We start from the raw sequence: 24,641 nt of genomic DNA, 5'->3' as shown, positions 1-24,641 counted from the left end.
CGGCTACTTCGGCCCGATGTCCGCACCCAGCCACCTGCGGCTGACCGCCGCGTAGCTGCCATCACCTTGAATAGTGCTGAGCCACTCGTTGATTCGCTGTTGCAGCGCCACGGCATCCTTGGGCATCAGGTAGGCCTTCTGCGCGACGGTGAACGGCTGGTCGGTCGACACTCCGCACAATTGCGGATGTTGCGTGACCTGCCAACGGATTTCGCTGCCGTCGGTGATCATGACGTCGGCCTTGCCCTCTATGACCTGATCGAAAATGGTGTTGTTGTCCGGATATTCGATGATGGTGGCGTGGTGCAGATTGGCGCGGTCGAATTGTTCATTGGTACCGCCGGGATTGGCGACCACTCGCACTCCCCCACGGTCGATGTCGGATAGCGAGCGGTACTTCGCGGCATCGGCGCACCGCACTATCGCAGCTTTACCGTCGCGCAGATACGGGTCGGAGAACAGCGCCTTGGCGGCCCGGTCCGCGGTGACGCTGATGCCGCCGACCGCCAGTTCACATTTCTGCCCCAGGTCGGCCATGAGCGTGGGCCAGGTGGTGGGCACCAGATGCAGCTCCACACCGGATTCTCGGGCGAAATCCCGGACCAGATCGATGTCCATGCCGCTCCACTCGCCGGCGGCGTCACGGTAGGTGAACGGGCGATAATCGCCGGTGCTGCACACCGTCAGCGCCTGCGGCGTGGATTTCTCCTGCGGCGAGCTGCATGCTGCCACCGCCGCCACGACCAGCACCGACGCCGCCGCGAACACTGTGCGTCTCATGCAGCCAGACTCTCATGCGACCACCAACTCGCCTACGCTGGCTATATGCGTCGAATCGCGGCACTCGCAGTGGCAGGCGTACTGCTCAGTGCCTGCACGCAGACCGTGCCGGGACAGGCGGGCGCGCCAGATGACCTCAAGTGGCAACGCCCCATCACCGATTCGGTTTCCAGCCTGGGAGGCACGCTCGGCACGGTCGGGGAAGCCATGACCGCGCACGACTTCGTCGCCATGTCGCGGGATTGCACGAAACTGCAAGGCACGTTGGACGATCTCGGCAAGAATCTGCCGACTCCCGACGCGGACGTCAACTCGTCGTTGCAGGACAGCATCGACAACTTCCGGTCGTTCGCCCGCGTCTGCACGATGATGACGCCGGGCACGGCGGACGCGTCGCTCGATCAGCTGAGCGGCTACCTGGACCGCGGCGACAGCTCCATGCGAAAAGCCTTGCAGCAGATGGGCATCGAGCTGCCGACCGCCCGCTAGCCGGCCGGTTTGTAGGCAACCAGCCCAACGGCCGCCAGATGCGCGCGATGTCGTGAATAGGACGCCCGCAACTGCCTGACCCGGCGACGGGCTTCCGGATGCCCCGCGAGCTTCGCAACGAAACGGATTGCGCCCCAGACACCTTCGTCGGCGATCTGGCGTCGCAGCGCCAGCGGTGACGCTCGCGCGATCCGCACCCGCTCGACCGTCAGCCCCGCATCCGCCAGCAGTTGCTCCCACCCTGCCACCGTCAGCGGCCGGATTTTGGTCAGCGCGGCGCCGGCCAACTGACCCGCGATGTCGGCAGCCTCGGCCTGGGTGTCGGGCGCCATCGCCAATTCGTGCACCGCATAGCGACCACCCGGGCGCAGCAACCGCGCGGCTTCTGCAACGATCGCCTCCTTGGCGTCCCCGTCGTGCAGGGTGAGCAGCCACTCGCCGATCACCACATCCGCGCTGCCGTCGGGCAGGCCCGTATGTGCGGCATCGCCGACGCGCACGTTGTCTTGTCCCGCCACCAGAGCGGCGGTGTCGGCGGCATCACGGTCCTGTTCGACGCCCAGGTACGAACGCGGGGCGCGGGCCAGAATCTCGGCCGCGGTACGCCCCATACCGGGCGCGAATTCGACGACATCGGCATTGCTGACGTCCACATCGTCCAGCAACGCGCGCGTCAAATGCATGCCGCCGGGCCGCAATACCCGTTTCCCGAGTCTGGCAAGGAGCCAATGTCCGGCCACCGTGTAGTCGCCCCGGTCCGCTCTCGGCAGCGCCGGCGGGATCGGGTGCGGTGGGGCGTAATTGCCGTAATGCCAATGGTTCATCGCTATTGCGATTCCCGCTCAGCCCGCCCGCAAACGTGCTCCGGCCAATGGCGTTCCACCGCAGGTCAACCCGTTGCCGCCCATAGTTCGTCAACTCCCAGTATGTTGGCCCTGTCGTTCGGTCCTACGTTGTGCCCGAAGGAGCCACATGACCATCGCGTCCCAGCGTCATCGCGTCGTCGTCATCGGATCGGGATTCGGTGGCCTGCAGGCCGCCAAGGCCCTCAAACGTGCCGACGTCGACATCACCTTGATCTCACGCACGACGACCCACCTCTTCCAACCATTGCTGTACCAGGTCGCCACCGGCATCCTCTCCGAAGGCGAGATCGCGCCCACGACGCGACTGGTCCTGCGCAAGCAGAAGAACGTCACGGTCCGCCTCGGCGAGGTCGAGCACATCGACCTGAAGGCACAGACCGTCACCTCCAAGCTCATGTCGCAAGTGACGGTCACGCCGTACGACAGCCTGATCGTCGCGGCCGGCGCCCAGCAGTCCTACTTCGGCAACGACCACTTCGCGACGTTCGCGCCCGGTATGAAGACCATCGACGACGCCCTCGAACTGCGCGGCCGCATCCTGGGTGCGTTCGAGGCCGCCGAGGTGGTCACCGACCCGGCGGAACGCGACCGCCGGCTGACGTTCGTCGTCGTGGGCGCCGGACCGACCGGCGTCGAACTGGCCGGGCAGATCGCCGAGTTGGCGGAGCGCACCCTGGCCGGCGCGTTCCGCAGCATCAAGCCACAGGACTGCCGCGTGATCCTGCTGGACGCCGCGCCCGCGGTGCTGCCGCCGATGGGTCCCAAGCTCGGCGCCAAGGCGCAGAAGCGCCTGGAGAAACTCGGCGTCGAGATCCAGCTCAACGCGATGGTCAGCGACGTCGACTACAAGGGCATCACCGTCAAGGACAAGGACGGCACCGAGCGCCGCATCGACTGCGCCTGCAAGGTCTGGTCGGCCGGTGTGCAGGCGAGCCCGCTGGGCAAGCTCATCGCCGAGCAGTCCGACGGCACCGAGACCGACCGGGCCGGGCGCGTCGTGGTCGAACCCGACCTCACGGTCAAGGGGCACCCGAACGTCTTCGTCATCGGTGATCTCATGGCCGTCCCAGGCGTGCCGGGCATGGCGCAGGGTGCGATCCAGGGCGCCACCTACGCCGCCGACATCATCAAGCGGTCCCTGGCCGGCCAGGACGACCCGGCCAACCGCGAGCCCTTCAAGTACTGGGACAAGGGCAGCATGGCGACCGTGTCGCGGTTCGACGCGGTCGCCCAAGTGCCGGTGCCGTTGACCAAGAAGAAGCTGGAATTCGCCGGACCGTTCGCGTGGCTGTCGTGGCTGGTGCTGCACCTGGTCTATCTGGTGGGCTACAAGAACCGCGTGACGACACTGTTCACCTGGTTCGTCACCTTCCTGGGCCGCGGGCGCGCGCAGATGGCGATCACCAGCCAGATGATCTACGCGCGCACCTCGATGCAGCTGCTGCAGAACCAGCTGAACGCATTGGCCGCAGCCGACAAGGTCGAGAAGAACGAATCCGCCTAGACGCGCATGGAGATCCGTTGGAACACAGACCATACGGAACGGCTTCGCCGCGTTGTGGTCGGCTGGGACGGCACCGAGGCCGGTGCGCCGTGCTACCCGCCGGGCTGGGAACCTGAGCCCGACGATCTGCACCTGCTGCGGATTGCGGCAGCCCACGGCGCATGCGCGACGGGCACGTATCGATATCGGCGACCCCCGGCGGATCACGGATATTCGCCGTTTGTCGCGCGGCTGACCGACGAAGCGGACTTCGACTTCACCGGCCGGCACCGCGCCCTACTCGCGCGAATGAGCTGGGAGCTGTCGGATCCCTACGACGACGAGGACATCCCCGGCGCCGACCCCAAACGGCCGTACGGCGACTTCACCTTCTACCAGATCGAAATGGCGCTGACGCTGGGCCTGATCCCGGCGCAGAAGCCGCCCGACCACGATCCGATGACGCCCGAGATCGCGCAAGCCATGACGGACCTGCATTTCCAGATGCAGCCGGCCCTGCAAATCTTCCTGCGGCACTTCGACATTGACGACGGCCGGGTGTTCCGCGGTGAGGAGTGGGGCGGCTGGGTGCCAGCCTGACCGTCAGTCGGCGTGATCGGGACTCCAGGTACTCGGCAGCATCGGCGCACGCGCGCCGTCGCCGAACTGGTCGCCGGTTACCGCGGTCAATCCGGCCGGGGTCGTTCCCGCCCTCGATACCGCCCCGGTGAACCCCATGGGCCCGGCGCCGCTGTCCGATACGCCGGATGCCCATTCCGGGGCGACATCGAGGTCCATGTATTCGACAGCGTCACCTTCTTGTTGGCGCCGACTTCGGCGTCGGCGTGCCTGCCGGGCCGCCGCCGCAGCGGCCGAGGCTTCTCGGGCCGTCGCGGACTCCCGCGCCGACGCGGCGGCGTCGACACGCGTCTGACGCTGAAGCCACGCGCTCGCGCCGATTCCCGAACCGTCACCGACCGCATACGGAAAGCCGGGGTCGCCGACTGGCGGCGGTGCACTGGGTGCCGGTGTGGCGGGCGACGACACCGTGCCGGTCGGCGCCGGCGCAGAGGCACTTGCCGGGCCGGACGCGGGGGCGGCCGTTGACACCGGACTCGGCGTCGGGGCCGTGGCGATGGCGGGCATGGGCGTTTCCTGCGCCGCGGGCAGCGGCTCCGCACCGATCGCCGTCGGAGGCACCTGGATGCCCGCCAGCCCCGCGAAACCGGCCACCCAACCGAGGTTGGCGATCGCCAGGCCAAGTGCCGGCTGGATCAACGCCGGCGCGAACTGGCCCAGCACCGAAGCCAGTTGGGAGGCATGGAAAGTCACGTCCGCCAACACCATCGGCAGATTGGTCAGCAGTGCGGCGGGATCGGTCAGCAAGTTGTTCCACAACAGTTCGAGGTGTTCGCCCATCTCGGCGCCGACGTCGAACCACCACTCCAGATCCGTCGGATCCAGATCGCCGTGGCCGTGGTCATGATCGTGGTCGTGGTCATGATCGTGGTCGTCGTGCGCCACGATCTGCGGCGCGGGCGTGGCGTGCGGCGCGGATGTCGTTGTCATCTCAGAAACGGCTTCATACGTCGCCATCGCAGTCGCGGCCTGTACCCACATGCGGACGTAGTCGGCCTCGGTGACCGCGATGGGAATCGTGTTGATACCAAAGAAGTTTGTGGCCACCAGTGCGGCCTGTGTCGCGTGGTTGGCGGCCAGTTCGGCGAGTGTGGGCATCGTGGCCAACGCGGCGCTGTAGGCGCCGGCGACAGCCTCATGCCGGGCTGCGCGGGCGTGGCTTTCCAGGCCGCTCTGGGTCAGCCACTCCAGATACGGAACGTGTGCGGCCACATATCTCTCGACGGTCGGCCCCTGCCACGCGCCCGCGTGCGTAGCCGCGAGGACGGCCCGAAGCTCCTCGGCGACTGCCGTGTAGGTCGCGCCGAGCGAGGACCATTCGGCGGCGGCCGCGAGCAATGGACCCGGGCCCGGACCGCTGCTGAGCAGTGCCGAATGCACCTCCGGCGGCAACGCCATCCACACCGGCATTGCCATCACGCATCCCCCCGCCAGTTAACGATAATGAAAACTATATTCATTAAGGCTAGCAGGTGGGTGCCGCAGTCCGAGAAAATGCGTTGCCCATCGGGCGAAGGCTCTGAAAGATGCGACCTGTCCAGGTCAACCCGCCAGCGCCCCCAGGAGTTCAGCCGTGTCCGACTTCTCGCCGGTCGTCACCGACTACTGGGCCGCCGCGTTCAGCGGAAAGACGTTGCACACCAACGAACATCTGACGATCACCGTCAACCCCGACCGCGCCCACGACGACAGCGCCGCGATCCTGCGGACGGCCCACGACGACCGGGTGTTGATCGCCGTGAGCCCCGCTCTCGCCGACGTGCTGACCAATGACATTGCCGCACTCGACAATCCGACCGAGGCCGACATCAGAGCCGCACTGGCCACCCGGGGCGTCGTGCTGAACGGCGCCGACAATGTGTTTTATCTCTCAGAATCGGCGGCCGACGACATTCTCCGCGACACCGGATCAGTCAACGTCCGCCCACTGACCGATCGCGACGCCGACATCTTCGCGTCGTTCAAAGCGGCTGTCTCCGAAGAAGACTGGGACGGCGCGTATGTGGAGCTCGACCATTGGGCAGTATTCGGCACGTTCGACGAACACGGGCACCTCGCCAGCATCGGCAGCATGTACCCGTGGGACGACGTGTTTCCGCTGGCCGACATCGGAGTCCTGACTCTGGACTCCGCGCGACGCCGAGGGCACGCAAACACGTTGGTACGTGAGATGTTTCGCTACGCGCTCACGCAGGGATTCGAGCCGCAATACCGATGCCAGCTGGACAATGCCGCCTCGATCAAGCTGGCCGCCAGTGTGAATCTGCAGCAGTTCGGGCAATGGGAAACTGTCATGCCCGACGATGCGTGACAGTGGGATTGTGTGGTGGTCCCGACTGGGATCGAACCAGTGACCTTCCGCGTGTGAGGCGGACGCTCTCCCCCTGAGCTACGAGACCGGGGAATCTCACCGACCGGATCGGTGCGACGACAGACACTAACACGTCCCGCGACCCGAACGGGAATCGCGTCCCGCCGACGCTGGACCACGCCCACCGGGACAGACCGAACCCATCACCGCGTCGCCTCAGGAGTCACGGGACACAACGCCCGAAACACCGGCCAAGACGCCGTCACCTCTGCGAACCAGGCCGTTTACCAGCGGTTTTCACGCGATTTGTATCTGCTCGCATTCGTGCACTAATGTCTTGCATCGCAACGGACGAACAAAGTTCAACCGGAGCGAAACGCGGATGTAGCGCAGTTGGTAGCGCATCACCTTGCCAAGGTGAGGGTCGCGGGTTCGAATCCCGTCATCCGCTCGAAGGTGCGAATGGCATCAGCCCCAGTGGTGGAGTGGCCGAGTGGTGAGGCAACGGCCTGCAAAGCCGTGCACACGGGTTCGATTCCCGTCTCCACCTCCAAGAGTTTCAACCCGGCGCGATTAGCTCAGCGGGAGAGCGCTTCCCTGACACGGAAGAGGTCACTGGTTCAATCCCAGTATCGCGCACCAGAGTTTCACGATAAGGCCCGGTTTTCGAACCGGGCCTTCTTTTTACCCGCACCCAGCAACCCGCAATATATTCGTACCATCGCGCTGTTTTTTCTCGAATCCACGTACAGGCCAGTGATGATGGCTGTAACGTCCAGCTCGCAATATCGGCATATTGCCGAACCGAGCTAACTCTCCGAGGTCGAAATGTTGCGTACGTTGATCGTTGCTGCCCTGATCACCTCTGCCGGCGTGGCCATCGCCCCCGTCGCGCAGGCATCCGGATACAAGAACTGTTCGGCAGCTCATGCCGACGGTCGGTACAACATTCCGCAGGGCGATCCCGACTACAAGGCGTCCCAAGATCGCGACAACGACGGCATCGCCTGCGAGGGCTGAGCAGAGCCCGCCGAGCGGGCTCAGACCGCGGCGGCCCGCCGGCCTTCATCCAGTTCTTCACGGACGTGTCGCTCGACAAGAAGTGGCACGAAATCCCGCACCGTGCAGGACGCGAAGGCTTCATGCGCGCGCCGAACCGCAATGGCAATCTGCGCGGGATCAAGGGCCGGATAGCGCTCCGCCAGGCGTGCCACGACGTCGTCGATCGCTAGCTCTTCGCTGAACTCGCGCATCGACATATTCTCGCGCAGCGCTCCCCCACACGAGGCCGAAACGAGATAACAGAGTCCGGTCACCGACCGGCGGCCACCTCGTCGTAGAAGATGCCCAGCCGGTCGATCCGCCAGAGCTGCCCGTACACCACCAGGACGGCGCCGAACACGGTCGGCCAGATGAGCAGCGCGCCGAGCCCCCACGTCAGCAACACGGCACCGGTCACCGCGCCGGCGACCCAAATTCTTTGGACGACAGCGAATCCCGCCGGCATCTGCGACCGGTCCTGCATCCACAGCCGCTCGCCGTAGATGCCGCGGGAGGACCAGGCGACCGGCCTGTCGACGGGCGCGAACGCGTGCGGGTTCCACCACAACCACGCGATGACCACGCCGACGGGCACCAGGGCCCACCAGCCGATCCAGACGCGACTCCAGATCGCGAGCATCATCAGCGGGATGGCGGCGAATCGCGTCCACACGCTCCATGGGTTGGCGTGGCGCCGCCAGGCCTCGTCGCTCATGCCCGCGGCGCGGGCGTACTTGTCCAAGAGCTTCATCGCAGCATTCCCCTCGCGAGAGTTCGGATGGTGGCCTCGAGGACTTCGTCGTACTCGGCGCCGAACCGGTCGCGGTTCATCACGAGCAGCCCGGCGGACCGCATGACACCCAGCAGGGCGGCCGGCGTGATGTCGTCGACCAGGACGCCGGCACGCTGGCCGGCCGCGAGGTAGTCGAGCACCGGACGGACGATCTGCGGCATGACGCGCGCGAGTTGCTCGGACCCGACCCGGCGGGTGACCGCCGCCAGTTCGTCGGCATGGGTCAGCAGCCTCCGGTAGAACGGATCGTCGACCAGGACGTCGGTGATCGCCCGCATGAGGCCGACGAGGTTCTCCTCATCGACGGGCCGGGCCAGCGCCTCGGCGAGCCGAGCACCCACCTGGGGCGCACGCCGCAGCATCACCTCGAGATAGAGCGACTCCTTCGAGTCGAAGAACGCATAGAAGCTGCCTTTGGCGATCCCCGCCGGCTGGACGAGTTCATCCAGCGACGTCTTCTTCAGCCCCTGGGTGGCGAACAACCGCTCGGCAGTTTCCACCAGCACGCGCACGATGCGGTCCTTCTCATCGGGCGTGAACGCCACTGCCATAGCTATGACTCCTTTGGTCATTTAGTCACAGCCTACGCGTTTGCGACCCCTGCCGCCAGGGCATTCAACAACCGCTGATCACCCCGAAGGGCCACGCACAGTGAACGCCGGCGGATTTACCTCACCCGGCGTGTAACGATTTACTGCCTCGCATCGATGAACCTCTTCACCGCAGCGTTCTCGATAGCCATCGGACGTGCCGACCGTCTGCGTAGCTAATACGCCAACTCATTCTTGGCGGTACTCGAGCTCAGTAGGTGGTCCGCGCACCCAAATGCTCGGACAACAGCACCATCATGCCAGTTCAAGCGGCCCGCTAACCGCTCGCCGGCAGATTGGTCCGCGCAACCGGCTGACCGCCACATCAGTCTCAGCAGTCAACCAGCCGAGGAACTGACCGATGGATGCCAGCAAATCAAATTCCGCGAAATATCCATTTGCGAAAAGTTCGCTCATTTGGTTGCGCCAAGCTCGAAAGTGGTCTACAAATGTTTGCTGTAAGCGAGTTTCGCTCCAGGAGGGACACCAATCATGGCTAACATCACCACTCGCATCGCAGGATCGATTGCTCTCGCTGGCGGCGCCGCGGTCATCGCGCTCGCCGGCGCGGGCGCGGCATCGGCCGACACCAACACCCCGACCAACCCGATCCAGCAGATCGGCCAGTTCGGCACCCAGCTCAACCAGGCCATCGGCACGTTCGGCACCCAGAACGAGCAGGCCCTGGGCCAGGCCGGCACGTGGTACAACCAGGCCGCCGGCACGGCGGGCACCTACTACAACCAGGGCGCCGGTCAGCTCGGCACGTACACCACCCAGCAGCTCGTCGGCCTGGTCGGCGGCGTCTTCGCACCGCAGCACTGATTTCGCGCAACACATCGTCAGGGCGTGGGCCGCAACGGCCCGCGCCCTGCGCTGTTTTCTCGGCCACTATGCGCCCCACGCACATAGCTAGAAGAGCTAAACTTTGACCTCATGAGCTCAAAGACGTCGATCGCCGCTGCCGCGGCACTGGCCGTGGTGAGCTGGGGCGCATCGGCGGCGGTTGCCGTGGCCGACCCCACGCCCGCACCGCCCGGGCCCGCGGCGCCCGCCGGAGGCCTGAAGACCAGCATCGACGGTGACGGACTGTTCATCGTCGGCAAGGACATCGCGCCCGGCACCTATGCCACCGCCGGACCGGTCGGCGACAAGCGCTGCTACTGGCGCCGGATGAACAACGTGGACCCGCACGCAAAGAACAACGTCATCGACAGCGCCATGACCGCCAAGCCCCAGGTCGTGCTCATCGATGAGACCGACAAGGCGTTCAAGACCAGCGGCTGCCGGTCCTGGCACGTCACCGACGCGGCACCGGACTCCGCCGGACCGGGACCCAACATTTCGCCGCAGGCCCGCGCCGCGATCGCGATCCTCGGCACCCTCGGCGGAGGCGGTGGTGCTCCCGCGCCGGCACCCGCGCCCGCACCAGCGGCGCCTGCACCGCCAGCCACGCCGTAGTAGTGCATCCTTAGCGGCATGGACGTCGACGCGCTGCTGCAATCGATCCCGCCGCTGGCGGTGTATCTCGTGGTCGGGCTCGTGATCGGGCTCGAAAGCCTGGGCATTCCCCTGCCGGGCGAGATCATTCTGGTCACGGCCGCCGTCATGTCGTCCCGGCACACGCTGGACATCGACCCGGTGGGCGTCGGACTGTCCGCCGCCGCCGGCGCCATCATCGGCGACTCGATCGGATACAGCATCGGCCGCCGCTTCGGCATGTCGCTGTTCGAACGCCTGGGCCGCCGGTTCCCCAAACACTTCGGCCCCGGCCACGTCGCACTCGCCCGCCGGCTCTTCAGCCGCTGGGGCGTCTGGGCCGTGTTCTTCGGCCGCTTCGTCGCGCTGCTGCGCATCTTCGCCGGCCCGCTGGCCGGCGCGCTCAAGATGCATTACTCGCGCTTCCTGGCCGCCAACGCCGCCGGCGGCATCGTGTGGGCCTGCGGCACCACGGCCGTCGTCTATTACCTCGGTGTGGCCGCCGAGAAGTGGCTGGCCCGGTTCTCCTGGGTTGCGTTGCTGGTGGGCGGCCTGCTGGCCCTGACGGTGACCATCGTGCTCAAAGAGCGCACCGCCAAGGCGATCGAGCAGCTGGAAACCGAGCACGACTGGGACACCCTGCGACACTCGTAACTTCGTCAACTTGTGGTTGACGATTTCTCCTCGTCAACCTACGGTTGACGCATGGCTACATCTGCTGAATCCGCACACACCTCCACTCCCAATCCGATTGCCGGCACCATCCGTCTCGACGACCTCATCGAGGCGATCAAGAAGGTGCACACCGAACCGCTCGACCAACTCACCGACGCGATGCTCGCGGCCGAGCACCTCGGCGACATCGCCGACCATCTCATCGGCCACTTCGTCGACCAGGCGCGCCGTTCGGGGGCGTCGTGGACCGACATCGGCAGCAGCATGGGCGTCACCAAGCAGGCCGCGCAGAAGCGCTTCGTCCCCAAGGAACCCCGGCTCGACACCATGGATCCCAAGGACGGATTCAGCCGGTTCACCCCGCGCGCCCGCACCGCTGTCGTCGAAGCCCAGCAAGCCGCGCACACCTCGCGCAGCACCGAGATCACCCCCGACCATCTGTTGCTGGGACTGCTGACCGACCCCGGGTCACTGGCCATGGTCCTGCTGAGCAATCAGGGCATCACCGCCGACCAGATCCGCACGGCCGCCGCCGTACCCTTCGGCACCGCCGAACCCAAGGCCCTGATCCCATTCGACGGCGCCGCCAAGAAGGTGCTCGAACTGACCTTCCGCGAGGCACTTCGCCTGGGGCACAACTACATCGGGACCGAACACATCCTCCTGGCGCTGCTCGAATCCGAGGACGCCGACGGCCCGTTGCACCGCCTCGGCGTCGACAAGAGCCGCCTCGAAGCCGAGCTCGACAAGATGCTCACCGACTTCGTCGCCGCGCAGCAGTCGGTAGCGGAAGAGTCCGGGCCGGCGTGAGTGTCCACTGACAGGGACGAACCGGCGAGATCTGCTCCATTCCTGCGAGGCCGTGATGGCGGTGTGCCATCATGCGATGCAGTTGTAACGAGAGAGGACGCGATGAGCACGGGCGTGAACGGCAACAGGACCTACCGCTGGCTGGCGGGTTTGCTCGGTGCGTTGACCCTGCTGGCGGCCACGCTGGCGCCCTCGGCGGCAGCCGAGACCAGTATCGGCAACCTCGGCCAGACCCTCCGCGTCGACTACAAGGGCCTCGTCGCGGACGTCACCGTCCACAACGTGTTGCCGTCGGACGAGCCGCCGGGCTGGACCTGGAACGGCTCGCCGCGCTGGCGCAACCAGGGTGGCCCCTGGAAGGCCGACGTCACCGTGCACGTCATCTCGACACCCAACCCGCACTGGATGGCCACCGGGGTCACCTTCAGCGGTGTCACCCCCTACGCCGACGCCTACGCCTCCAAGCACACCGACGATCCCAACGCGCTGGAGCTCAAGCTGCTGAGCGCGCCCGCGGGCGCCACCGTCGACGGCGTCGTCTACTGGGACGTCTACCGCGGTCTGGTGACCAACGTGGTCATGCTCAACCCGGCCACCGGTACGCACCTCGCGCAGTGGAACATCTGGCAGCCGGGTGACCAGCTGCCCTGAGGCTCCGACAATCGGACATAAACTGCCCCTGCCCCTCGAGGACAGGGGCAGTTTCTGTTCGTGGACAAGGAGACCCCGATGACGGTGCAGGTGCGGCAGGCGCAGGCCGACGATCTGGCCGAACTCGCCGAGGTGGCCGCCGCGACGTTCCCGCTGGCCTGCCCGCCCTCGTCGACGCCGGAGAACATCGCAGCCTTCATCGCCGCGCAGCTGTCCGCCGAGAGGTTCGGCGAGTACCTGCGCGATCCCGATCGTGCCGTCTTCGTTGCGCACGACGACGCGCGAATCCTGGGCTACACCATGCTGATTCGCGGTGTGGCCGATGACGCCGACGTGCAACGCGCGGTGCCGGAGCGACCGGCCGTCGAACTGTCCAAGTGCTACGTGCTGCCCGACGTCCACGGCGGAGACGTCGCGGCAACGCTCATGGACGCGTCGGTCGGCTGCGCGCGGGAGCTCGGCGCCCGCTGCGTCTGGCTGGGCGTCAATCAGGAAAACGAACGCGCCCAACGCTTTTACCGCAAGCACGGCTTCGAGGTCACCGGCACCAAGACGTTTCAGCTCGGCGCCCGGACCGAGAGCGACTACGTGCTGGTGCGGCCGCTGTAGACCTCAGGCGTGCAGCTGCGTGCCCTCGTGGGTCAGCGCGAGCAGGCGGGACGTGGCGCGCAGGTACTTCTTGCGGAAGCCGCCGGCCAGCATCTCTTCGCTGAAGACGGTGTTCATCTTCTCCCCCGACGCCACGACGGGAATGCCCGCGTCGTACAGCCGGTCGATCAGCGACACCAGGCGCAGCGCGACGGACTGGTCGTACACCATGTGCACGCCCGTGATGAAGACCTGGTGCACGTCTTCGATCAACGCGTGATAGCGCGACGGGTGCATCGTGGCCAGGTGTGCGCACAGGGCATCGAACTCGTCGAGCGTGGCGCCGTCGACGCCGACCGCCCAGGTCCGCACGTCCTCTTCCGACGGCGGCACCGGGGCCGACGGCAGCGCCCGCTGCCGGTAGTCGGGTCCTTCGACGCGGACGGTGGTGAAAATGCTTGACAGCGTGTTGATCTCGCGCAGGAAGTCCTGCGCGGCGAAGCGCCCCTCACCGAGCTGTTCGGGCAGCGTGTTCGACGTCGCCGCAATCGACACGCCGCGCTCGACGAGCGCCGAGAGCAGCCGGGAGATCAGCGTGGTGTTGCCGGGATCGTCGAGCTCGAACTCATCGATGCAGACCACCACATAGTCGGACAGCAGGTCGATGCACTCGGTGAAGCCGAAGACGCCGGCCAGCTGCGTCAGCTCACCGAACGTGGCGAACGCGGCGGGGCCCGCGTTCGCGCCGGCCAGCGTGTAGTACGTCGAGGCCAGGAGGTGGGTCTTGCCGACACCGAAGCCGCCGTCGAGGTACATGCCGACCCCGGGCAGTGCTTCACGCTTGCCGAACAGCTTCTTCTTGCCGGCCCGCTGGCGGACCGCGTCCTCGCAGAACTTGCGCGCCGAGACCACCGCGGCGGCCTGCGACGGCTCGTTCGGATCGGGCCGGTAGGAGTCGTAGCTGACGTCGGCGAACGTGGGCGGCGGGACCAGTTCGGCGATCAGTCTTTCCGGCGTGACGGTCGGATGACGATCGGTCAGGTGCGCGACTTCGCTGGCCCCAGGCATTAACGCACCATAGCGGCGTGTTGCAATGATTCACGTGTCCGATCCCGACGCTGCGACGCAGCTCACAGAGCTCAGCGCGGTAGGCGCTGCCTTCCCGGCCGACCCGGAGACCGGCGACGACACGCTGCTGGCGCCGTTCTACAGCTACCCCGCGGAGCTGGACCGGCCGTGGGTGCGGGCCAACATGATCTCCAGCCTGGACGGCGGCGCCACCGACGACGGCCGCGCCGGCGGCCTGGCCGGCCCCGGGGACCGGGCACTGTTCGGCTATATGCGCCAGCAGGCCGACGTCATCCTGGTCGGTGCGGCGACCGTGCGCATCGAGAATTACTCCGGCGCTCAGATGTCCGCGCCGCAACGCCAGGCCCGCCAGCTCCGCGGCCAGGCCGAGGTGCCGCCCATCGCGGTCATCACGCACAGCGCCGACATCCCGCACGACGCCAAATTCTTCACCCGCACCGAAGTACCGCCGCTGATCCTCACCAGCCGCGACAGCATCGACGACACCTGCCGCCGGTTCACCGGGCTCGCCGACGTCATCGACGCCTCCGGCACCGCCCCCGACCGCGTCGACCCGCACGTCGTGCTGCGCATCCTCGGCGCGCGCGGGCTCAAGCGGGTGCTGACCGAGGGCGGACCGTCCGTACTGAACATGCTGATCGAGGAAGACCTGATCGACGAGATGTGCGTGACCATCGCGCCGATCCTGGTCGGTGGATTCGCCCGGCGGATCGCCTCGGGCCCCGGCGAGGCACACACCCGGCTACGCCGCAGCCACGTCCTCACCGATACCGCGGGCTACCTGTACACGCGCTACGTCCGCTGACCGGTCTCACCCACCGGCATCGCTACTGTGGTGGCCATGCGTCGCCGCCTGCTGCTCCCGGCCCTGAGCCTGTCGACCGTGGTGCTGTCTACGGTCGTCGCGGGATGCGCTCCGTTGCTGGCCGCCAACCCTCGCTACGTCACCGACTCCGGCGCCCGCCCGCAGGGCGCGGCGACCACCTCCAAGACGCCCGAGGGGCCGCCGCCGATCGCCGTGCCCAAGAAGGACATGACGTGGCATGAATGCACGTCCCGGGTGTTCGGCGACGCGACGGTGCCCGCCGTGCCCGGCGTCATCCTGGACTGCTCCGACTACGACGCCGATCTCGATTCCCTGGGCGGCTCCGCCGGGACCGTCAGCATCGGTGTAGTGCGGGCCCGGCTGGCGACGACCCCGGCCGACGCCGGACCGATCGTCATGACCACCGGATCGGACATCCCGACGTCGCACCAACTGCCGGTGTGGCTGCAGCGCGGCGGCGTCGACCTGTTGAAGACGCGCCCCGTCGTGGCCGTCGACCGCCGCGGCATGGGCATGTCGGGCCCGCTGAGCTGTGTGTCGAGCAATGATCGCCAGGACCTGCTGGACCAGGCCCAGTTCCTGTCGGGCGACGACCAGGTGGCCAACCTGGCGAAGGTCGCGACCTCGGCCACCACCGACTGCACCGACAGCATCGCGCCGGGAGAGTCGGCCTACGACAACGCGCACTCGGCCGAAGACCTCGAGCGGCTGCGCAGCACCTGGGACGTGCCCGCACTGGCCGTTCTCGGCATCGGCAACGGCGCCCAGATCGCCCTGGCCTACGCGGCGTCGCACCCCACCAAGGTCGCCCGGCTGGTGCTGGACTCCCCCTTGCCGCTGGGCATCTCCGCCGAAGCGACGGCCGAGCAGCGGGTCAAGGGCCAGCAGGCGGCGCTCGACGCGTTCGCCGCGCAATGCGTGGCCAACAACTGCCCACTGGGCCCGGATCCCAAGGGCGCCATCGACGGCATGCTGGCCGAGGCCCGCGCCGGGCGCGGTGCCGGCGGCGCGTCGACGGCCGGTCTGGTCGAGTCGATCACCACAGCACTGGGCTACCCGCGCGGCGACGGGCTGGCCAACACCCTGTCTCTCGCCGGCGCGCTGGCCGCCGCCCGCGGCGGCGACGCGACGGCGCTCAACGCGCTGAGCAAGACGGCCGAGGACACGCGTCAGACAGACGGACAGTTCGTCAACCGGTGCGACGACTCCGTCAACCGCCCCACCCCGGACCGCGTCCGCGAACTACTGGTGGCCTGGCCCAAGAAGTACCCGCAGTTCGGCGCCGTCGGTGCGCTCAGCCTGGCGCCGTGCCTGAGCTGGCCCAGCAGCCCCGCACCCGCGGCCCCCAAGGAACTGAAGGTGCCGATCCTGTTGCTGGGCACCCACAACGACGCGATCGTCGGCGGCGACGGCGTCGCCGCGGTGGCGGCCATGGCGATCAACGCGGGCAACAACAGCCGCCGTGTCATGTGGCAGGGCACCGGCCACGGCACCCTCGTCTACACGACGGCGTGTGCCCTGCCCCCGGTGCAGGGCTACCTGACCACCGGCAAGCTGCCGGACACCGACACGTTCTGCCCGGCCTAGCAAGCCGGTCCGGCACCCCGTTATAGGGTTCGGTGGTGACGCGCCCTCTATCGCTCCTGAGCGTCTTCGGTCCCCGCACCGGCCCACAGAGCACCGCGAATATCGTTCGCAATGCGCTGTGGCCCATCGCGATCGTGTCGATCATCCACCGCAGTTACGTGCTGACGACCAACGGTTACATCACCGATGACTTCGGTCCGGTGTACCGCGCGGTGTCGAACTTCCGGCGGCACTGGGCCATCTACAACGAGCACTTCAACTACGTCGACCCGCACTACCTGTACCCGCCCGGCGGCACCCTGCTGCTGTCGCCGTTCGGGTTCCTGCCGGAGTTCGCGTCGCGGTTCTGGTTCGTCGCCATCAACTCGATCGCGATCATCATCGCCGCCTGCCTTCTGGTACGGCTGTTCAAGTTCTCGTTGACGTCGGTGGCGTTGCCGGCCCTCCTGCTGGCCATGTACTGCACCGAATCGGTCACCAACACACTGGTTTTCACCAACGTCAACGGCTGCATCCTGCTGGCCGAGGTGCTGTTCTTCACCTGGCTGCTGGACGGCAAGAAGAACCACGAATGGCTGGCCGGAGCCGCCATCGGCCTGACGCTGGTGCTCAAGCCACTGCTGGGCGTCCTGCTGCTGCTGCCCCTGCTGAACCGGCAGTGGCGGGCCCTGGTCGCCGCGTTCGCGGTACCCCTGGTCTTCAACGCCGTGGCCTGGCCGCTGTCGGCCGACCCGATGGGCTTCGTGCGCAACACCGTGCCGTACATCTTCCAGACCCGCGACTACTTCAACAGCTCGGTGCTCGGCAACGGCATCTACTACGGCCTGCCAATGTGGCTGATCATGCTGCTGCGCATCGCTTTCGTGGTGCTCGCCGCGGCCAGCCTGTGGCTGCTGTACCGCTACTACCGCGAGCGCGACCAGCTGTTCTGGATGCTGACGTCGTCGGGTGTCCTGCTGATCACGTCGTGGCTGGTGCTGTCCCTGGCGCAGGGCTACTACTCGATGATGCTGTTCCCGTTCCTGATGACGGTGGTACTGCCGCGGTCGACGATCCGCAGCTGGCCGGCGTGGCTCGCGGTATACGGCTTCCTCACCATGGACCGCTGGCTCATGTGGCGGTGGCCGACGACCGGCAGGTTCCTCGAGTACATCAAGATCACCTACGGCTGGTCGCTGATGCTCGTCGTGGTGTTCTGCGTGCTGTACTTCCGCTACCTGGACGCCAAGAAGGACGGCCGGCTGGACCAGGGAATCGACCCGTTGTGGTTGTCCGACTCCAAGCCACAAGGGGCAGCCGCGGGTAGCGTGGGCGCATGAACATGCCGCCTCCCAAGGTCGAACTCTCCGACGCTCAGTGGCGCGAGAAACTGAGCCCCGCCGAGTTTCACGTACTGCGTGAAGCCGGGACGGAACGTCCGTTCGTCGGCGAGTACACCGACACCAAGACCGAGGGCGTCTACCAGTGCCGGGCCTGCGGCGCCGAGCTGTTCCGCAGCACCGAGAAGTTCGAATCCCATTGCGGCTGGCCGTCATTCTTCGACCCGGCCGACTCGGATGCGGTGATCCTGCGCGCCGACAACACCCTCGGCATGCGCCGCGTCGAGGTGCTGTGCGCCAACTGCCACAGCCACCTCGGACACGTCTTCGAGGGTGAGGGTTACCCGACGCCGACCGACCAGCGCTACTGCATCAACTCGATTTCGCTTCGCCTGGTTCCGGCCGAGAGCTGAGACGTGGTCGCGCAGCCCACCGACGCGCAGTTGCGGCGGTGGCGACAGCACCTGGCCAATGAACGTGCCGAAGCTGCCGTCTACCGCGATCTGGCGCAGCGCCGTCAGGGCGCCGAGCGCGACATCCTGCTCGAACTCGCCACCGCCGAAGGCCGGCACGAGAAGCACTGGCTGACGCTGCTGGGCGATCAGGTCGGCAGGCCACACCGCCCCGACGTCCGGACTCGGCTGCTCGGCTTCCTTGCCCGTCATCTCGGCTCGGTCTTCACGCTGGCGCTCGCGCAGCGAGCCGAAGCGCGCTCGGAGTACGACACCGACGTCGACGCCACGCCCACCATGGCCGCCGACGAGCGTATCCACGGCGAGGTCGTCCGTGCCCTGGCCAGCCGGGGTCGCGACCAGCTGTCCGGCAGCTTCCGCGCGGCGGTCTTCGGCGCCAACGACGGGCTCGTGAGCAATCTGGCGCTGGTCCTGGGTATCGGCGCCACCGGGGTGTCGAGCGCGACGATCCTGGCCACCGGGCTCGCGGGTTTGATCGCCGGGGCGCTGTCGATGGGCGCCGGCGAATACGTCTCGGTCAACTCCCAACTCGAACTGCTCGAGGCGTCGACACCCAGCGCCACCGCGGGCACCGCGGTGCAGGCGCTCGACGTCGACGCCAACGAACTGGAGCTGGTGTACCGGGCCCGCGGGATGAGCCCCGAGGAGGCGGCCGTCCGCGCCGCTGACGTCTTCGCGAGCCTGCGGGCCGGCGCACTGGCCGACTCACCGCTGGGCGAGGTGTCGACCGAGCATCACGAGGCCGTGGGCACGGGGCTGCGGGCCGCGGTGTCCAGCTTCCTGTTCTTCGCGTCCGGCGCGCTGATCCCGGTGCTGCCCTATCTGTTCGGGCTCACCGGCATCGCCGCCGTCGTCGTCTCAGCGGTCCTGGTCGGGCTGGCACTGCTCTCGACGGGCATGGTCGTCGGCCTGCTCTCCGGTGGGCCGCCGCTACGACGGGCGTTGCGCCAGTTGATGATCGGCTACGGCGCCGCCGCGGTGACCTATCTGCTGGGGCTGTTGTTCGGCACCGCGGTCGGCTGAGCCCTACGGCAGGTTCGCGACCAGCTGCTCGATACCGACGCGCGGGCCGGTGAAGAACGGCGTCTCCTCGCGGACGTGACGGCGCGCGTCGGTGTAGCGCAGCTTCCACATCAGCTCGACGATGCGCGCCAGGTCGGGTCCTTCGAAGGCGAGAATCCACTCGTAGTCGCCCAGCGCGAAGGCCGGCACGGTGTTGGCGCGCACATCGGGGTATTCGCGGCCACCCATGCCGTGTTCGACGAGCATGCGGCGGCGGTCGTCGTCGGGCAGCAGGTACCAGTCCAGCGACCGCACGAACGGGTAGACGCAGATGTAGTCGCCCGGGTCCTCGCCCGCGATGAACGCCGGCAGGTGGCTCTTGTTGAACTCCGCCGGGCGGTGCAGCGCGACGACGCTCCACACCGGCTCGGTGGCGGCGCCGAGCGCGGTGCGACGGAAGCCCGTGTAGGTGGCCTGCAGGTCCTCGACACGCTCGGCGTGGGTCCACATCATGAAGTCGGCGTCGGCCCGGAAGCCCGCGACGTCGTACAGCCCGCGGACCACGACGCCGGCGTCTTCGCGCTTCTTGAGGTAGGCGGCGGTGTCGGCGGCGATGGCGGCCCGCGACTTCTCGTCTGCGGGCAGCTCATCGGGCTGCACGGCGAAGACCGAGATCATCATGTACCGGGTCACCGCGTTGAGGGCGTCGTAATCGAGCTTGGCCATGGCTCTATCGTGCCACGCGGGTACCGGCCAACTCGCCGGCCGCCCGGGTTCCCGACGCCACGCACGCCGGCACCCCGATACCGTCCAGATAACCGCCCGCCACGGCCAGTCCCGTGGGCAGCCCGGCGCGCAGCTCGTCGACCAGTTCGAGGTGCCCCGGACCGTACTGCGGCATGGCATCGATCCAGCGCTGCACCAGGTAATCCACCGGCTCGGCGGTGATGCCGAACAGCGACCGCAGATCCTCCAGCGACCATGCCAGCAGCCGGTCGTCGCCGACGTTGCGGGCCAGATCGTCACCGAACCGGCCGTACGACAACCGCAACAGCTCGACGTTGCCGCCGCGTCCCCACTTGCGTGACGTGAGGGTGATCGCCTTGGAGTGCAACGCTTCTCCCGCGGCCATCAGGACACCGGACTGCTGCGGCAGCGGGGTCCCGCCCGGCAGCGCGAGTGCGACCACCGCGGCCGAGGCGACCGGGATCAACCGTGCCATGGCCGCGCTGCCCGGTGCGACGTTCTCGAGCAGCTTGGCCACGCGCGGCGCCGGAAGCGCCAGCACCACGGCGTCGGCCGACCAGTACTTGCCCTCGTCGTCGCGCAGTTGCCAGGCACGGCCCGCCGGAGCCAGCCCTTCGATCCCGACCTGCGCCCACTGGGCGCCGGTCCGGCGGACCAGTTCGTCGAGCAGCACGGCGTACCCGCCGTCGACCGCGCCGAACACCGATGCGCTCGGCACACCTGTCTGTGGCGCCGCGGCCAGCACCGAGGCGACCGCGGCCGTCAGGCTCGGCGCGCCGCGGTCCAGCGCGGCGGCCAGCGCCGGGACCGCGCTGCGGATGCCGATGGTCTTGGCCGAGCCGGCGTACACGCCGGCCAACAGCGGATCGACCGACCGCGTCACCACCTGGGCGCCGAACCGATCGCCGACCAGTTGCGCAACGGTCGGGTCGGCATCGAGGCGCCAGTGCAAGGGGCGGGTCGGCTCGCTCGCGATCTGCGCCAGTGTCGCGTCGTCCACCAGGCCGCGCAGGTTGGCGCCGGGCCCGGGGATGCCCTGCATGGTGCCCTCGGGCATCGGGTGCAGGCGCCCGCCGCTGTAGATCAGCGGGCGGACACCGGTGGTACCGACCTGCCGCAAACCCAGTTCCTTGAGCAGTGACGTGACCTCGGGCCTACGGGCCACGAACGCCTCGGCGCCGACGTCCAGGGTCTGCGCGGCGAGCCGTTCGGTGCGCAGCACACCACCCAGCCGGTCGGCCGGGTCGAAGACGGTGATGCGCGCGGCAGGGTCGGCCTGGCGCAACCGGTACGCCGCGACCAGACCCGAAATGCCGCCGCCGACAACGCCATACGTCTTGCTCATCTACATACTCACAACGAGTGCGCCAGCGCCACCGCTTCGGTGACCACCCCGGGATCGGTCGACGGCAACACCCCGTGGCCGAGGTTGAAGATGTGCCCGGCGGCACCGGCCTCGACGGCCCGGCGCCCGTCCGCGACAACCTGGCGGACGGCGTCGTCGACCACGCGCCAGCCGGCCAGCAGTACGACCGGATCGAGGTTGCCCTGAAGCGCCTTGCCCGGACCTACCCGTCCCGCGGCGTCGACGAGGTTGGTGCGCCAGTCGACGCCGACCACCGTCGCGCCGGCCTCGCCCATGGCGCCCAGGAGCTCGGCGGTGCCGACGCCGAAGTGCGTCATCGGGACGCCTTCGTCTTTCAGCGCGGCGAAGATGCGGGAGCTGTGCGGCAGCACGTAGTCCCGGTAGTCGGCGAGCGACAGGGTGCCGGCCCAGGAGTCGAACAACTGGATCGCGTCGACGCCCGCGGCCAGCTGCGCGCGCAGGAACTCGATGGTGAGGTCGGTCAGCTTGTCCATCAGGTCGTGCCACGTCGCGGACTCACCCAGCATCATGGCCTTGGTCTTCTCGTGGTTGCGGCTCGGGCCGCCCTCCACCAGATACGAGGCGAGGGTGAACGGCGCGCCGGCAAAACCGATCAGCGGCACGTCACCCAGTTCCTTGGTGAGCAGGCCGATGGCCTCGGCCACCGGCGCCACCTGATGGGGCTCGAGCGGCTTGATGCCCTCGACGTCGTCCGGGGTACGGATCGGGTGGGCGATCACCGGCCCGACGTCCGGCACGATGTCCAGATCGATGCCGGCGGCCTTGAGCGGCACCACGATGTCCGAGAACAAGATGGCGGCGTCGACGCCGTGGCGGCGCACCGGCTGCATGGTGATCTCGCAGACCAGCTCGGGGTTGAAGCACGCCGAGAGCATGGTGTGGGTGGCGCGGATGGCGCGGTATTCGGGCAGGGACCGGCCGGCCTGCCGCATCATCCACACCGGGGTCCGGTCCGGGGTGCGGCCGTTCGCGGCAGCCAGATAGGGCGATTGCGGCAGTTCACGACGGGTGCTCATCACTGCTCATGCTGCCATGTCCGCATCCGCCGCTTATACCCTGTCGCGCAGCCAAATGTCGGGCTATCGGCGCGCCTGCTTACGCGACCGGCCGGATCGGGCTAGCGTCCCAGAATGTGACCTCCGCCGAGCCGGCCCAGTTCCGCACTGCTGTTGCGGCAATGAACGCCGCCGTTGTGCGCCAGGAGATCGAACTCGGCCCGATCCGTCCGCCGCAGCGGCTGGCTCCCTTCAGCTACGCGCTGGGCGCAGAGGTGCGTCATCCCGACGCCTCGGTGGTCCCGGAGAGCTCGGAGGGCGACGCCTTCGGACGTCTGATCCTGCTGCACGATCCCGAAGGCGCTGAAGCCTGGGACGGCACCATGCGTCTCGTCGCGTACATCCAGGCCGATCTGGACTCCACCGAGGCCGTCGACCCGCTGCTGCCCGAAGTGGCGTGGAGTTGGCTGGTCGATGCGCTCGAGTCGCACGCCGACGGCGTCACCGCGCTGGGCGGCACCGTCACCGCGACGACCTCGGTGCGCTACGGCGACATCTCCGGACCGCCGCGCGCCCACCAGCTGGAGCTGCGGGCGTCCTGGACCGCGACGTCACTGGAGCTGGGACCGCATGTGCAGGCGTTCTGCGAGGTGCTCGAGCACGCCGCCGGACTGCCCCCTGCGGGCGTGACCGATCTGGGTTCGCGCACGCGCGCGTGACCGCATGACTGACGCTGATCCGGTCGAGACGTCTGATGACGATCCCGACATCACTCCCCTGCTGGCACCCGCCGACGGCGTGCCTCCCGTTGCCATCTACGCGAGCGACATCGCCCGTGCCGGAGAGCTTCTGGCATCCGGACACGGTGCCTTCGCGATCGACGCCGAGCGGGCGTCGGGCTTCCGCTACTCCAACCGGGCCTACCTGATCCAGATTCGGCGCGCAGGTGCCGGCACGGTGTTGATCGACCCCGTCAGCCACGGCATCGACCCGCTGAAAGCGCTGGCGCCGGTGGCCGAGGTCGTGAACTCCGACGAGTGGATTCTGCATGCGGCCGACCAGGATCTGCCGTGCCTTGCCGAACTGGGTATGAAGCCGCCGTCCCTGTACGACACCGAACTGGGCGGCCGGCTGGCCGGATACGACCGGGTGAACCTGGCGGCCATGGTGCAGCGGCTGCTGGGCCTCGGCCTGAAGAAGGGGCACGGCGCTGCCGACTGGTCCAAGCGCCCGCTGCCCGCGGACTGGCTGAACTACGCGGCGCTCGACGTCGAGGTGCTGCTGGAATTGCGTCTTGCGGTTGCCGCCGAGCTGGAGTCCCAGGGCAAAACCGAATGGGCCGCACAGGAATTCGAGTACATGCGGACCGTCGAGCCCACCCCGACGCGGCGCGACCGGTGGCGGCGGACATCCGGTATCCACAAGGTCCGCAACGGCCAGGCCCTGGCCGCGGTGCGTGAGCTGTGGCAAACGCGCGACCTGATCGCACAGCGGCGGGACATCGCGCCGGGCCGCATCCTGCCCGACGCGGCGATCATCTCGGCTGCCGTCGCCAACCCCGACACCATCGAAAAGCTCACGGCACTACCGATTTTCGGTGGCTCGCGGCAGAAGCGCAGCGCTCAGGTGTGGCTCGATGCGCTGTCCCGGGCCCGCGAGGCCGACCCGCCGGCGTCCGAGCCGAACAACGGACTGCCGCCGCCGGCGCGGTGGTCGCGCCGCAAGCCCGAGGCCTTTGAGCGGCTGGAGGCCTGCCGTAGTGGGCTGTCCCTCCTGTCCGAGCGGGTTTCGGTACCCACCGAGAATCTGTTGACGCCGGAGACCGTTCGGCGACTGTGCTGGGACTGGCAGCCGGCTACTGACGTCGCCGCCGCGGTCGACGAGTTCCTGGCCGCGGCCGGCGCCCGGCCGTGGCAGCGCGAGCTCTGCGGCCCGGTCCTGGTCGCTGCCCTGTCTTCCTAGCCTTTTCCCGCGAGCGGCCGTGTCTGCACATGGTCTCGCGGCGTGTCGCGTGCATTTTG

The 24,641-nt window shown here is 67.8% G+C and carries 29 protein-coding genes and 4 tRNA genes; 21 read left to right on the top strand and 12 right to left on the bottom strand.

What is annotated here, in order from left to right:
• Window positions 1-3 precede the first annotated feature (3 nt).
• The gene (locus ACJH6I_RS01255; protein WP_318984438.1) at window positions 4-780 is read right to left on the bottom strand and encodes a transporter substrate-binding domain-containing protein; all 777 of its coding nucleotides are present in this window, start codon (window positions 778-780) and stop codon (window positions 4-6) included.
• 45 nt (window positions 781-825) lie between these two features.
• Between ACJH6I_RS01255 and ACJH6I_RS01250 the strand changes: the two genes are divergently transcribed.
• Entirely contained in the window at window positions 826-1,269 is a 444-nt protein-coding gene (locus ACJH6I_RS01250; RefSeq protein WP_318984437.1) for a hypothetical protein, read from the top strand.
• Here the strand turns inward: ACJH6I_RS01250 and ACJH6I_RS01245 are convergent.
• Window positions 1,266-2,093 carry a methyltransferase domain-containing protein gene (locus ACJH6I_RS01245; protein WP_318984436.1) on the bottom strand — a complete coding sequence of 276 codons (828 nt, stop codon included), beginning with the start codon at window positions 2,091-2,093 and terminating at the stop codon, window positions 1,266-1,268. The two genes, ACJH6I_RS01250 and ACJH6I_RS01245, sit on opposite strands and share 4 nt — an antisense overlap.
• Window positions 2,094-2,241: 148 nt before the next feature.
• On the opposite strand from ACJH6I_RS01245, the gene ACJH6I_RS01240 reads away from it, so the two are divergent.
• Together ACJH6I_RS01240 and ACJH6I_RS01235 are read left to right on the top strand one after the other, a co-directional pair.
• Complete coding sequence (locus ACJH6I_RS01240) at window positions 2,242-3,639, top strand: NAD(P)/FAD-dependent oxidoreductase (protein ID WP_135356921.1); 1,398 nt, start codon at window positions 2,242-2,244, stop codon at window positions 3,637-3,639.
• A 6-nt stretch (window positions 3,640-3,645) separates the two neighbouring features.
• On the top strand, window positions 3,646-4,218 hold the full coding sequence (locus ACJH6I_RS01235; protein WP_318984435.1) for a hypothetical protein: 573 nt from the start codon (window positions 3,646-3,648) through the stop codon (window positions 4,216-4,218).
• A gap of 3 nt (window positions 4,219-4,221) precedes the next feature.
• Here the strand turns inward: ACJH6I_RS01235 and ACJH6I_RS01230 are convergent, their stop codons facing one another.
• Window positions 4,222-5,676, bottom strand: a complete 1,455-nt coding sequence (locus ACJH6I_RS01230) for a PPE family protein (RefSeq protein WP_318984434.1) — start codon at window positions 5,674-5,676, stop codon at window positions 4,222-4,224.
• Window positions 5,677-5,830: 154 nt separating this feature from the next.
• Between ACJH6I_RS01230 and ACJH6I_RS01225 the strand changes: the two genes are divergently transcribed.
• Window positions 5,831-6,568: a GNAT family N-acetyltransferase gene (locus tag ACJH6I_RS01225; RefSeq protein WP_318984433.1), complete on the top strand. Its 738-nt coding sequence runs from the start codon at window positions 5,831-5,833 to the stop codon at window positions 6,566-6,568.
• 13 nt (window positions 6,569-6,581) lie between these two features.
• On the opposite strand, the gene ACJH6I_RS01220 is transcribed toward ACJH6I_RS01225, so the two are convergent.
• Window positions 6,582-6,656: transfer RNA gene (locus ACJH6I_RS01220), tRNA-Val, on the bottom strand.
• Between the two features lie 290 nt (window positions 6,657-6,946).
• Between ACJH6I_RS01220 and ACJH6I_RS01215 the strand changes: the two genes are divergently transcribed.
• From ACJH6I_RS01215 to ACJH6I_RS01200, 4 genes are all read left to right on the top strand, one after another.
• Window positions 6,947-7,019: transfer RNA gene (locus ACJH6I_RS01215), tRNA-Gly, on the top strand.
• Between the two features lie 28 nt (window positions 7,020-7,047).
• A tRNA-Cys gene (locus ACJH6I_RS01210) sits at window positions 7,048-7,121 on the top strand.
• Between the two features lie 14 nt (window positions 7,122-7,135).
• A tRNA-Val gene (locus ACJH6I_RS01205) sits at window positions 7,136-7,210 on the top strand.
• A 186-nt stretch (window positions 7,211-7,396) separates the two neighbouring features.
• Window positions 7,397-7,588, top strand: coding sequence for an excalibur calcium-binding domain-containing protein (locus tag ACJH6I_RS01200; RefSeq protein ID WP_318984432.1), 192 nt, complete (start codon window positions 7,397-7,399; stop codon window positions 7,586-7,588).
• A 20-nt stretch (window positions 7,589-7,608) separates the two neighbouring features.
• Here ACJH6I_RS01200 and ACJH6I_RS01195 read toward each other — a convergent pair whose 3' ends face one another.
• From ACJH6I_RS01195 to ACJH6I_RS01180, 4 genes are all read right to left on the bottom strand, one after another.
• Window positions 7,609-7,821 (bottom strand): three-helix bundle dimerization domain-containing protein, encoded by a 213-nt coding sequence (locus tag ACJH6I_RS01195; RefSeq protein ID WP_318984431.1) that lies wholly within the window; start codon window positions 7,819-7,821, stop codon window positions 7,609-7,611.
• Window positions 7,822-7,880: 59 nt separating this feature from the next.
• Entirely contained in the window at window positions 7,881-8,360 is a 480-nt protein-coding gene (locus ACJH6I_RS01190) for a DUF6653 family protein (RefSeq protein WP_318984430.1), read from the bottom strand.
• Window positions 8,357-8,953 carry a TetR/AcrR family transcriptional regulator gene (locus tag ACJH6I_RS01185; protein WP_061001722.1) on the bottom strand — a complete coding sequence of 199 codons (597 nt, stop codon included), beginning with the start codon at window positions 8,951-8,953 and terminating at the stop codon, window positions 8,357-8,359. Before ACJH6I_RS01185 ends, ACJH6I_RS01190 begins: the two co-directional genes overlap by 4 nt.
• A gap of 294 nt (window positions 8,954-9,247) precedes the next feature.
• The gene (locus ACJH6I_RS01180) at window positions 9,248-9,409 is read right to left on the bottom strand and encodes a hypothetical protein (RefSeq protein ID WP_162563405.1); all 162 of its coding nucleotides are present in this window, start codon (window positions 9,407-9,409) and stop codon (window positions 9,248-9,250) included.
• Window positions 9,410-9,484: 75 nt separating this feature from the next.
• Between ACJH6I_RS01180 and ACJH6I_RS01175 the strand changes: the two genes are divergently transcribed.
• The 6 genes from ACJH6I_RS01175 (at window position 9,485) to ACJH6I_RS01150 (ending at window position 13,216) form a co-directional block, all read left to right on the top strand.
• Window positions 9,485-9,817, top strand: coding sequence for a hypothetical protein (locus tag ACJH6I_RS01175; protein ID WP_061001721.1), 333 nt, complete (start codon window positions 9,485-9,487; stop codon window positions 9,815-9,817).
• A gap of 111 nt (window positions 9,818-9,928) precedes the next feature.
• Window positions 9,929-10,453: a hypothetical protein gene (locus tag ACJH6I_RS01170; RefSeq protein WP_061001720.1), complete on the top strand. Its 525-nt coding sequence runs from the start codon at window positions 9,929-9,931 to the stop codon at window positions 10,451-10,453.
• Between the two features lie 18 nt (window positions 10,454-10,471).
• The gene (locus ACJH6I_RS01165; protein ID WP_061001719.1) at window positions 10,472-11,125 is read left to right on the top strand and encodes a DedA family protein; all 654 of its coding nucleotides are present in this window, start codon (window positions 10,472-10,474) and stop codon (window positions 11,123-11,125) included.
• Window positions 11,126-11,176: 51 nt separating this feature from the next.
• Complete coding sequence (locus ACJH6I_RS01160) at window positions 11,177-11,956, top strand: Clp protease N-terminal domain-containing protein (protein WP_064859581.1); 780 nt, start codon at window positions 11,177-11,179, stop codon at window positions 11,954-11,956.
• A 102-nt stretch (window positions 11,957-12,058) separates the two neighbouring features.
• Window positions 12,059-12,607, top strand: coding sequence for a hypothetical protein (locus ACJH6I_RS01155; RefSeq protein ID WP_061001717.1), 549 nt, complete (start codon window positions 12,059-12,061; stop codon window positions 12,605-12,607).
• A gap of 78 nt (window positions 12,608-12,685) precedes the next feature.
• Entirely contained in the window at window positions 12,686-13,216 is a 531-nt protein-coding gene (locus tag ACJH6I_RS01150) for a GNAT family N-acetyltransferase (RefSeq protein WP_064859613.1), read from the top strand.
• Window positions 13,217-13,219: 3 nt separating this feature from the next.
• On the opposite strand, the gene zapE is transcribed toward ACJH6I_RS01150, so the two are convergent.
• Window positions 13,220-14,263: a cell division protein ZapE gene (zapE, locus tag ACJH6I_RS01145; RefSeq protein WP_061001716.1), complete on the bottom strand. Its 1,044-nt coding sequence runs from the start codon at window positions 14,261-14,263 to the stop codon at window positions 13,220-13,222.
• Between the two features lie 25 nt (window positions 14,264-14,288).
• Between zapE and ACJH6I_RS01140 the strand changes: the two genes are divergently transcribed.
• From ACJH6I_RS01140 to ACJH6I_RS01120, 5 genes are read left to right on the top strand one after another with little or no spacing between them, the layout of a single operon-like run.
• On the top strand, window positions 14,289-15,089 hold the full coding sequence (locus tag ACJH6I_RS01140) for a pyrimidine reductase family protein (protein WP_406783595.1): 801 nt from the start codon (window positions 14,289-14,291) through the stop codon (window positions 15,087-15,089).
• A gap of 36 nt (window positions 15,090-15,125) precedes the next feature.
• Window positions 15,126-16,697 carry an alpha/beta fold hydrolase gene (locus tag ACJH6I_RS01135; RefSeq protein WP_406783594.1) on the top strand — a complete coding sequence of 524 codons (1,572 nt, stop codon included), beginning with the start codon at window positions 15,126-15,128 and terminating at the stop codon, window positions 16,695-16,697.
• 35 nt (window positions 16,698-16,732) lie between these two features.
• Window positions 16,733-18,016 (top strand): arabinofuranan 3-O-arabinosyltransferase, encoded by a 1,284-nt coding sequence (gene aftC / locus ACJH6I_RS01130; protein WP_061001713.1) that lies wholly within the window; start codon window positions 16,733-16,735, stop codon window positions 18,014-18,016.
• Window positions 18,017-18,018: 2 nt separating this feature from the next.
• Window positions 18,019-18,429, top strand: coding sequence for a peptide-methionine (R)-S-oxide reductase MsrB (gene msrB / locus ACJH6I_RS01125; protein WP_406783705.1), 411 nt, complete (start codon window positions 18,019-18,021; stop codon window positions 18,427-18,429).
• A gap of 3 nt (window positions 18,430-18,432) precedes the next feature.
• Complete coding sequence (locus ACJH6I_RS01120) at window positions 18,433-19,512, top strand: VIT1/CCC1 family protein (protein ID WP_406783593.1); 1,080 nt, start codon at window positions 18,433-18,435, stop codon at window positions 19,510-19,512.
• A gap of 3 nt (window positions 19,513-19,515) precedes the next feature.
• Here ACJH6I_RS01120 and hemQ read toward each other — a convergent pair whose 3' ends face one another.
• Genes hemQ through hemE form a run of 3 tightly spaced genes read right to left on the bottom strand, consistent with a single transcriptional unit; the run spans window position 19,516 to window position 22,641 of the window.
• Entirely contained in the window at window positions 19,516-20,217 is a 702-nt protein-coding gene (gene hemQ / locus ACJH6I_RS01115) for a hydrogen peroxide-dependent heme synthase (protein WP_226521783.1), read from the bottom strand.
• A gap of 4 nt (window positions 20,218-20,221) precedes the next feature.
• The gene (locus ACJH6I_RS01110) at window positions 20,222-21,583 is read right to left on the bottom strand and encodes a protoporphyrinogen oxidase (protein ID WP_406783592.1); all 1,362 of its coding nucleotides are present in this window, start codon (window positions 21,581-21,583) and stop codon (window positions 20,222-20,224) included.
• A gap of 8 nt (window positions 21,584-21,591) precedes the next feature.
• A complete protein-coding gene (gene hemE / locus ACJH6I_RS01105; RefSeq protein ID WP_267325530.1) occupies window positions 21,592-22,641 on the bottom strand; it encodes a uroporphyrinogen decarboxylase in 1,050 nt (349 codons plus the stop codon).
• 161 nt (window positions 22,642-22,802) lie between these two features.
• On the opposite strand from hemE, the gene ACJH6I_RS01100 reads away from it, so the two are divergent.
• Together ACJH6I_RS01100 and ACJH6I_RS01095 are read left to right on the top strand one after the other, a co-directional pair.
• Complete coding sequence (locus tag ACJH6I_RS01100; protein ID WP_234785605.1) at window positions 22,803-23,339, top strand: DUF3000 domain-containing protein; 537 nt, start codon at window positions 22,803-22,805, stop codon at window positions 23,337-23,339.
• A gap of 4 nt (window positions 23,340-23,343) precedes the next feature.
• Window positions 23,344-24,582 carry an HRDC domain-containing protein gene (locus tag ACJH6I_RS01095; protein ID WP_406783591.1) on the top strand — a complete coding sequence of 413 codons (1,239 nt, stop codon included), beginning with the start codon at window positions 23,344-23,346 and terminating at the stop codon, window positions 24,580-24,582.
• The last annotated feature ends 59 nt before the right edge of the window (window positions 24,583-24,641 follow it).

Origin of the sequence: Mycobacterium sp. SMC-13, from assembly GCF_045311035.1 — a bacterium.
Classification (GTDB): domain Bacteria; phylum Actinomycetota; class Actinomycetes; order Mycobacteriales; family Mycobacteriaceae; genus Mycobacterium.
This window is presented reverse-complemented; position numbering and strand designations above follow the sequence as displayed.

What these genes read in the sequence shown, in the direction of transcription:
- ACJH6I_RS01255 (WP_318984438.1), bottom strand. Translation starts at nt 780, where the DNA reads ATGAGACGCACAGTGTTCGCGGCGGCGTCGGTGCTGGTCGTGGCGGCG.
- ACJH6I_RS01250 (WP_318984437.1), top strand. Translation starts at nt 826, where the DNA reads ATGCGTCGAATCGCGGCACTCGCAGTGGCAGGCGTACTGCTCAGTGCC.
- ACJH6I_RS01245 (WP_318984436.1), bottom strand. Translation starts at nt 2,093, where the DNA reads ATGAACCATTGGCATTACGGCAATTACGCCCCACCGCACCCGATCCCG.
- ACJH6I_RS01240 (WP_135356921.1), top strand. Translation starts at nt 2,242, where the DNA reads ATGACCATCGCGTCCCAGCGTCATCGCGTCGTCGTCATCGGATCGGGA.
- ACJH6I_RS01235 (WP_318984435.1), top strand. Translation starts at nt 3,646, where the DNA reads ATGGAGATCCGTTGGAACACAGACCATACGGAACGGCTTCGCCGCGTT.
- ACJH6I_RS01200 (WP_318984432.1), top strand. Translation starts at nt 7,397, where the DNA reads ATGTTGCGTACGTTGATCGTTGCTGCCCTGATCACCTCTGCCGGCGTG.
- ACJH6I_RS01195 (WP_318984431.1), bottom strand. Translation starts at nt 7,821, where the DNA reads ATGCGCGAGTTCAGCGAAGAGCTAGCGATCGACGACGTCGTGGCACGC.
- ACJH6I_RS01190 (WP_318984430.1), bottom strand. Translation starts at nt 8,360, where the DNA reads ATGAAGCTCTTGGACAAGTACGCCCGCGCCGCGGGCATGAGCGACGAG.
- ACJH6I_RS01185 (WP_061001722.1), bottom strand. Translation starts at nt 8,953, where the DNA reads ATGGCAGTGGCGTTCACGCCCGATGAGAAGGACCGCATCGTGCGCGTG.
- ACJH6I_RS01180 (WP_162563405.1), bottom strand. Translation starts at nt 9,409, where the DNA reads ATGAGCGAACTTTTCGCAAATGGATATTTCGCGGAATTTGATTTGCTG.
- ACJH6I_RS01175 (WP_061001721.1), top strand. Translation starts at nt 9,485, where the DNA reads ATGGCTAACATCACCACTCGCATCGCAGGATCGATTGCTCTCGCTGGC.
- ACJH6I_RS01170 (WP_061001720.1), top strand. Translation starts at nt 9,929, where the DNA reads ATGAGCTCAAAGACGTCGATCGCCGCTGCCGCGGCACTGGCCGTGGTG.
- ACJH6I_RS01165 (WP_061001719.1), top strand. Translation starts at nt 10,472, where the DNA reads ATGGACGTCGACGCGCTGCTGCAATCGATCCCGCCGCTGGCGGTGTAT.
- ACJH6I_RS01160 (WP_064859581.1), top strand. Translation starts at nt 11,177, where the DNA reads ATGGCTACATCTGCTGAATCCGCACACACCTCCACTCCCAATCCGATT.
- ACJH6I_RS01155 (WP_061001717.1), top strand. Translation starts at nt 12,059, where the DNA reads ATGAGCACGGGCGTGAACGGCAACAGGACCTACCGCTGGCTGGCGGGT.
- ACJH6I_RS01150 (WP_064859613.1), top strand. Translation starts at nt 12,686, where the DNA reads ATGACGGTGCAGGTGCGGCAGGCGCAGGCCGACGATCTGGCCGAACTC.
- zapE (WP_061001716.1), bottom strand. Translation starts at nt 14,263, where the DNA reads ATGCCTGGGGCCAGCGAAGTCGCGCACCTGACCGATCGTCATCCGACC.
- ACJH6I_RS01140 (WP_406783595.1), top strand. Translation starts at nt 14,289, where the DNA reads ATGATTCACGTGTCCGATCCCGACGCTGCGACGCAGCTCACAGAGCTC.
- ACJH6I_RS01135 (WP_406783594.1), top strand. Translation starts at nt 15,126, where the DNA reads ATGCGTCGCCGCCTGCTGCTCCCGGCCCTGAGCCTGTCGACCGTGGTG.
- msrB (WP_406783705.1), top strand. Translation starts at nt 18,019, where the DNA reads ATGCCGCCTCCCAAGGTCGAACTCTCCGACGCTCAGTGGCGCGAGAAA.
- hemQ (WP_226521783.1), bottom strand. Translation starts at nt 20,217, where the DNA reads ATGGCCAAGCTCGATTACGACGCCCTCAACGCGGTGACCCGGTACATG.
- ACJH6I_RS01110 (WP_406783592.1), bottom strand. Translation starts at nt 21,583, where the DNA reads ATGAGCAAGACGTATGGCGTTGTCGGCGGCGGCATTTCGGGTCTGGTC.
- hemE (WP_267325530.1), bottom strand. Translation starts at nt 22,641, where the DNA reads ATGAGCACCCGTCGTGAACTGCCGCAATCGCCCTATCTGGCTGCCGCG.
- ACJH6I_RS01100 (WP_234785605.1), top strand. Translation starts at nt 22,803, where the DNA reads ATGAACGCCGCCGTTGTGCGCCAGGAGATCGAACTCGGCCCGATCCGT.
- ACJH6I_RS01095 (WP_406783591.1), top strand. Translation starts at nt 23,344, where the DNA reads ATGACTGACGCTGATCCGGTCGAGACGTCTGATGACGATCCCGACATC.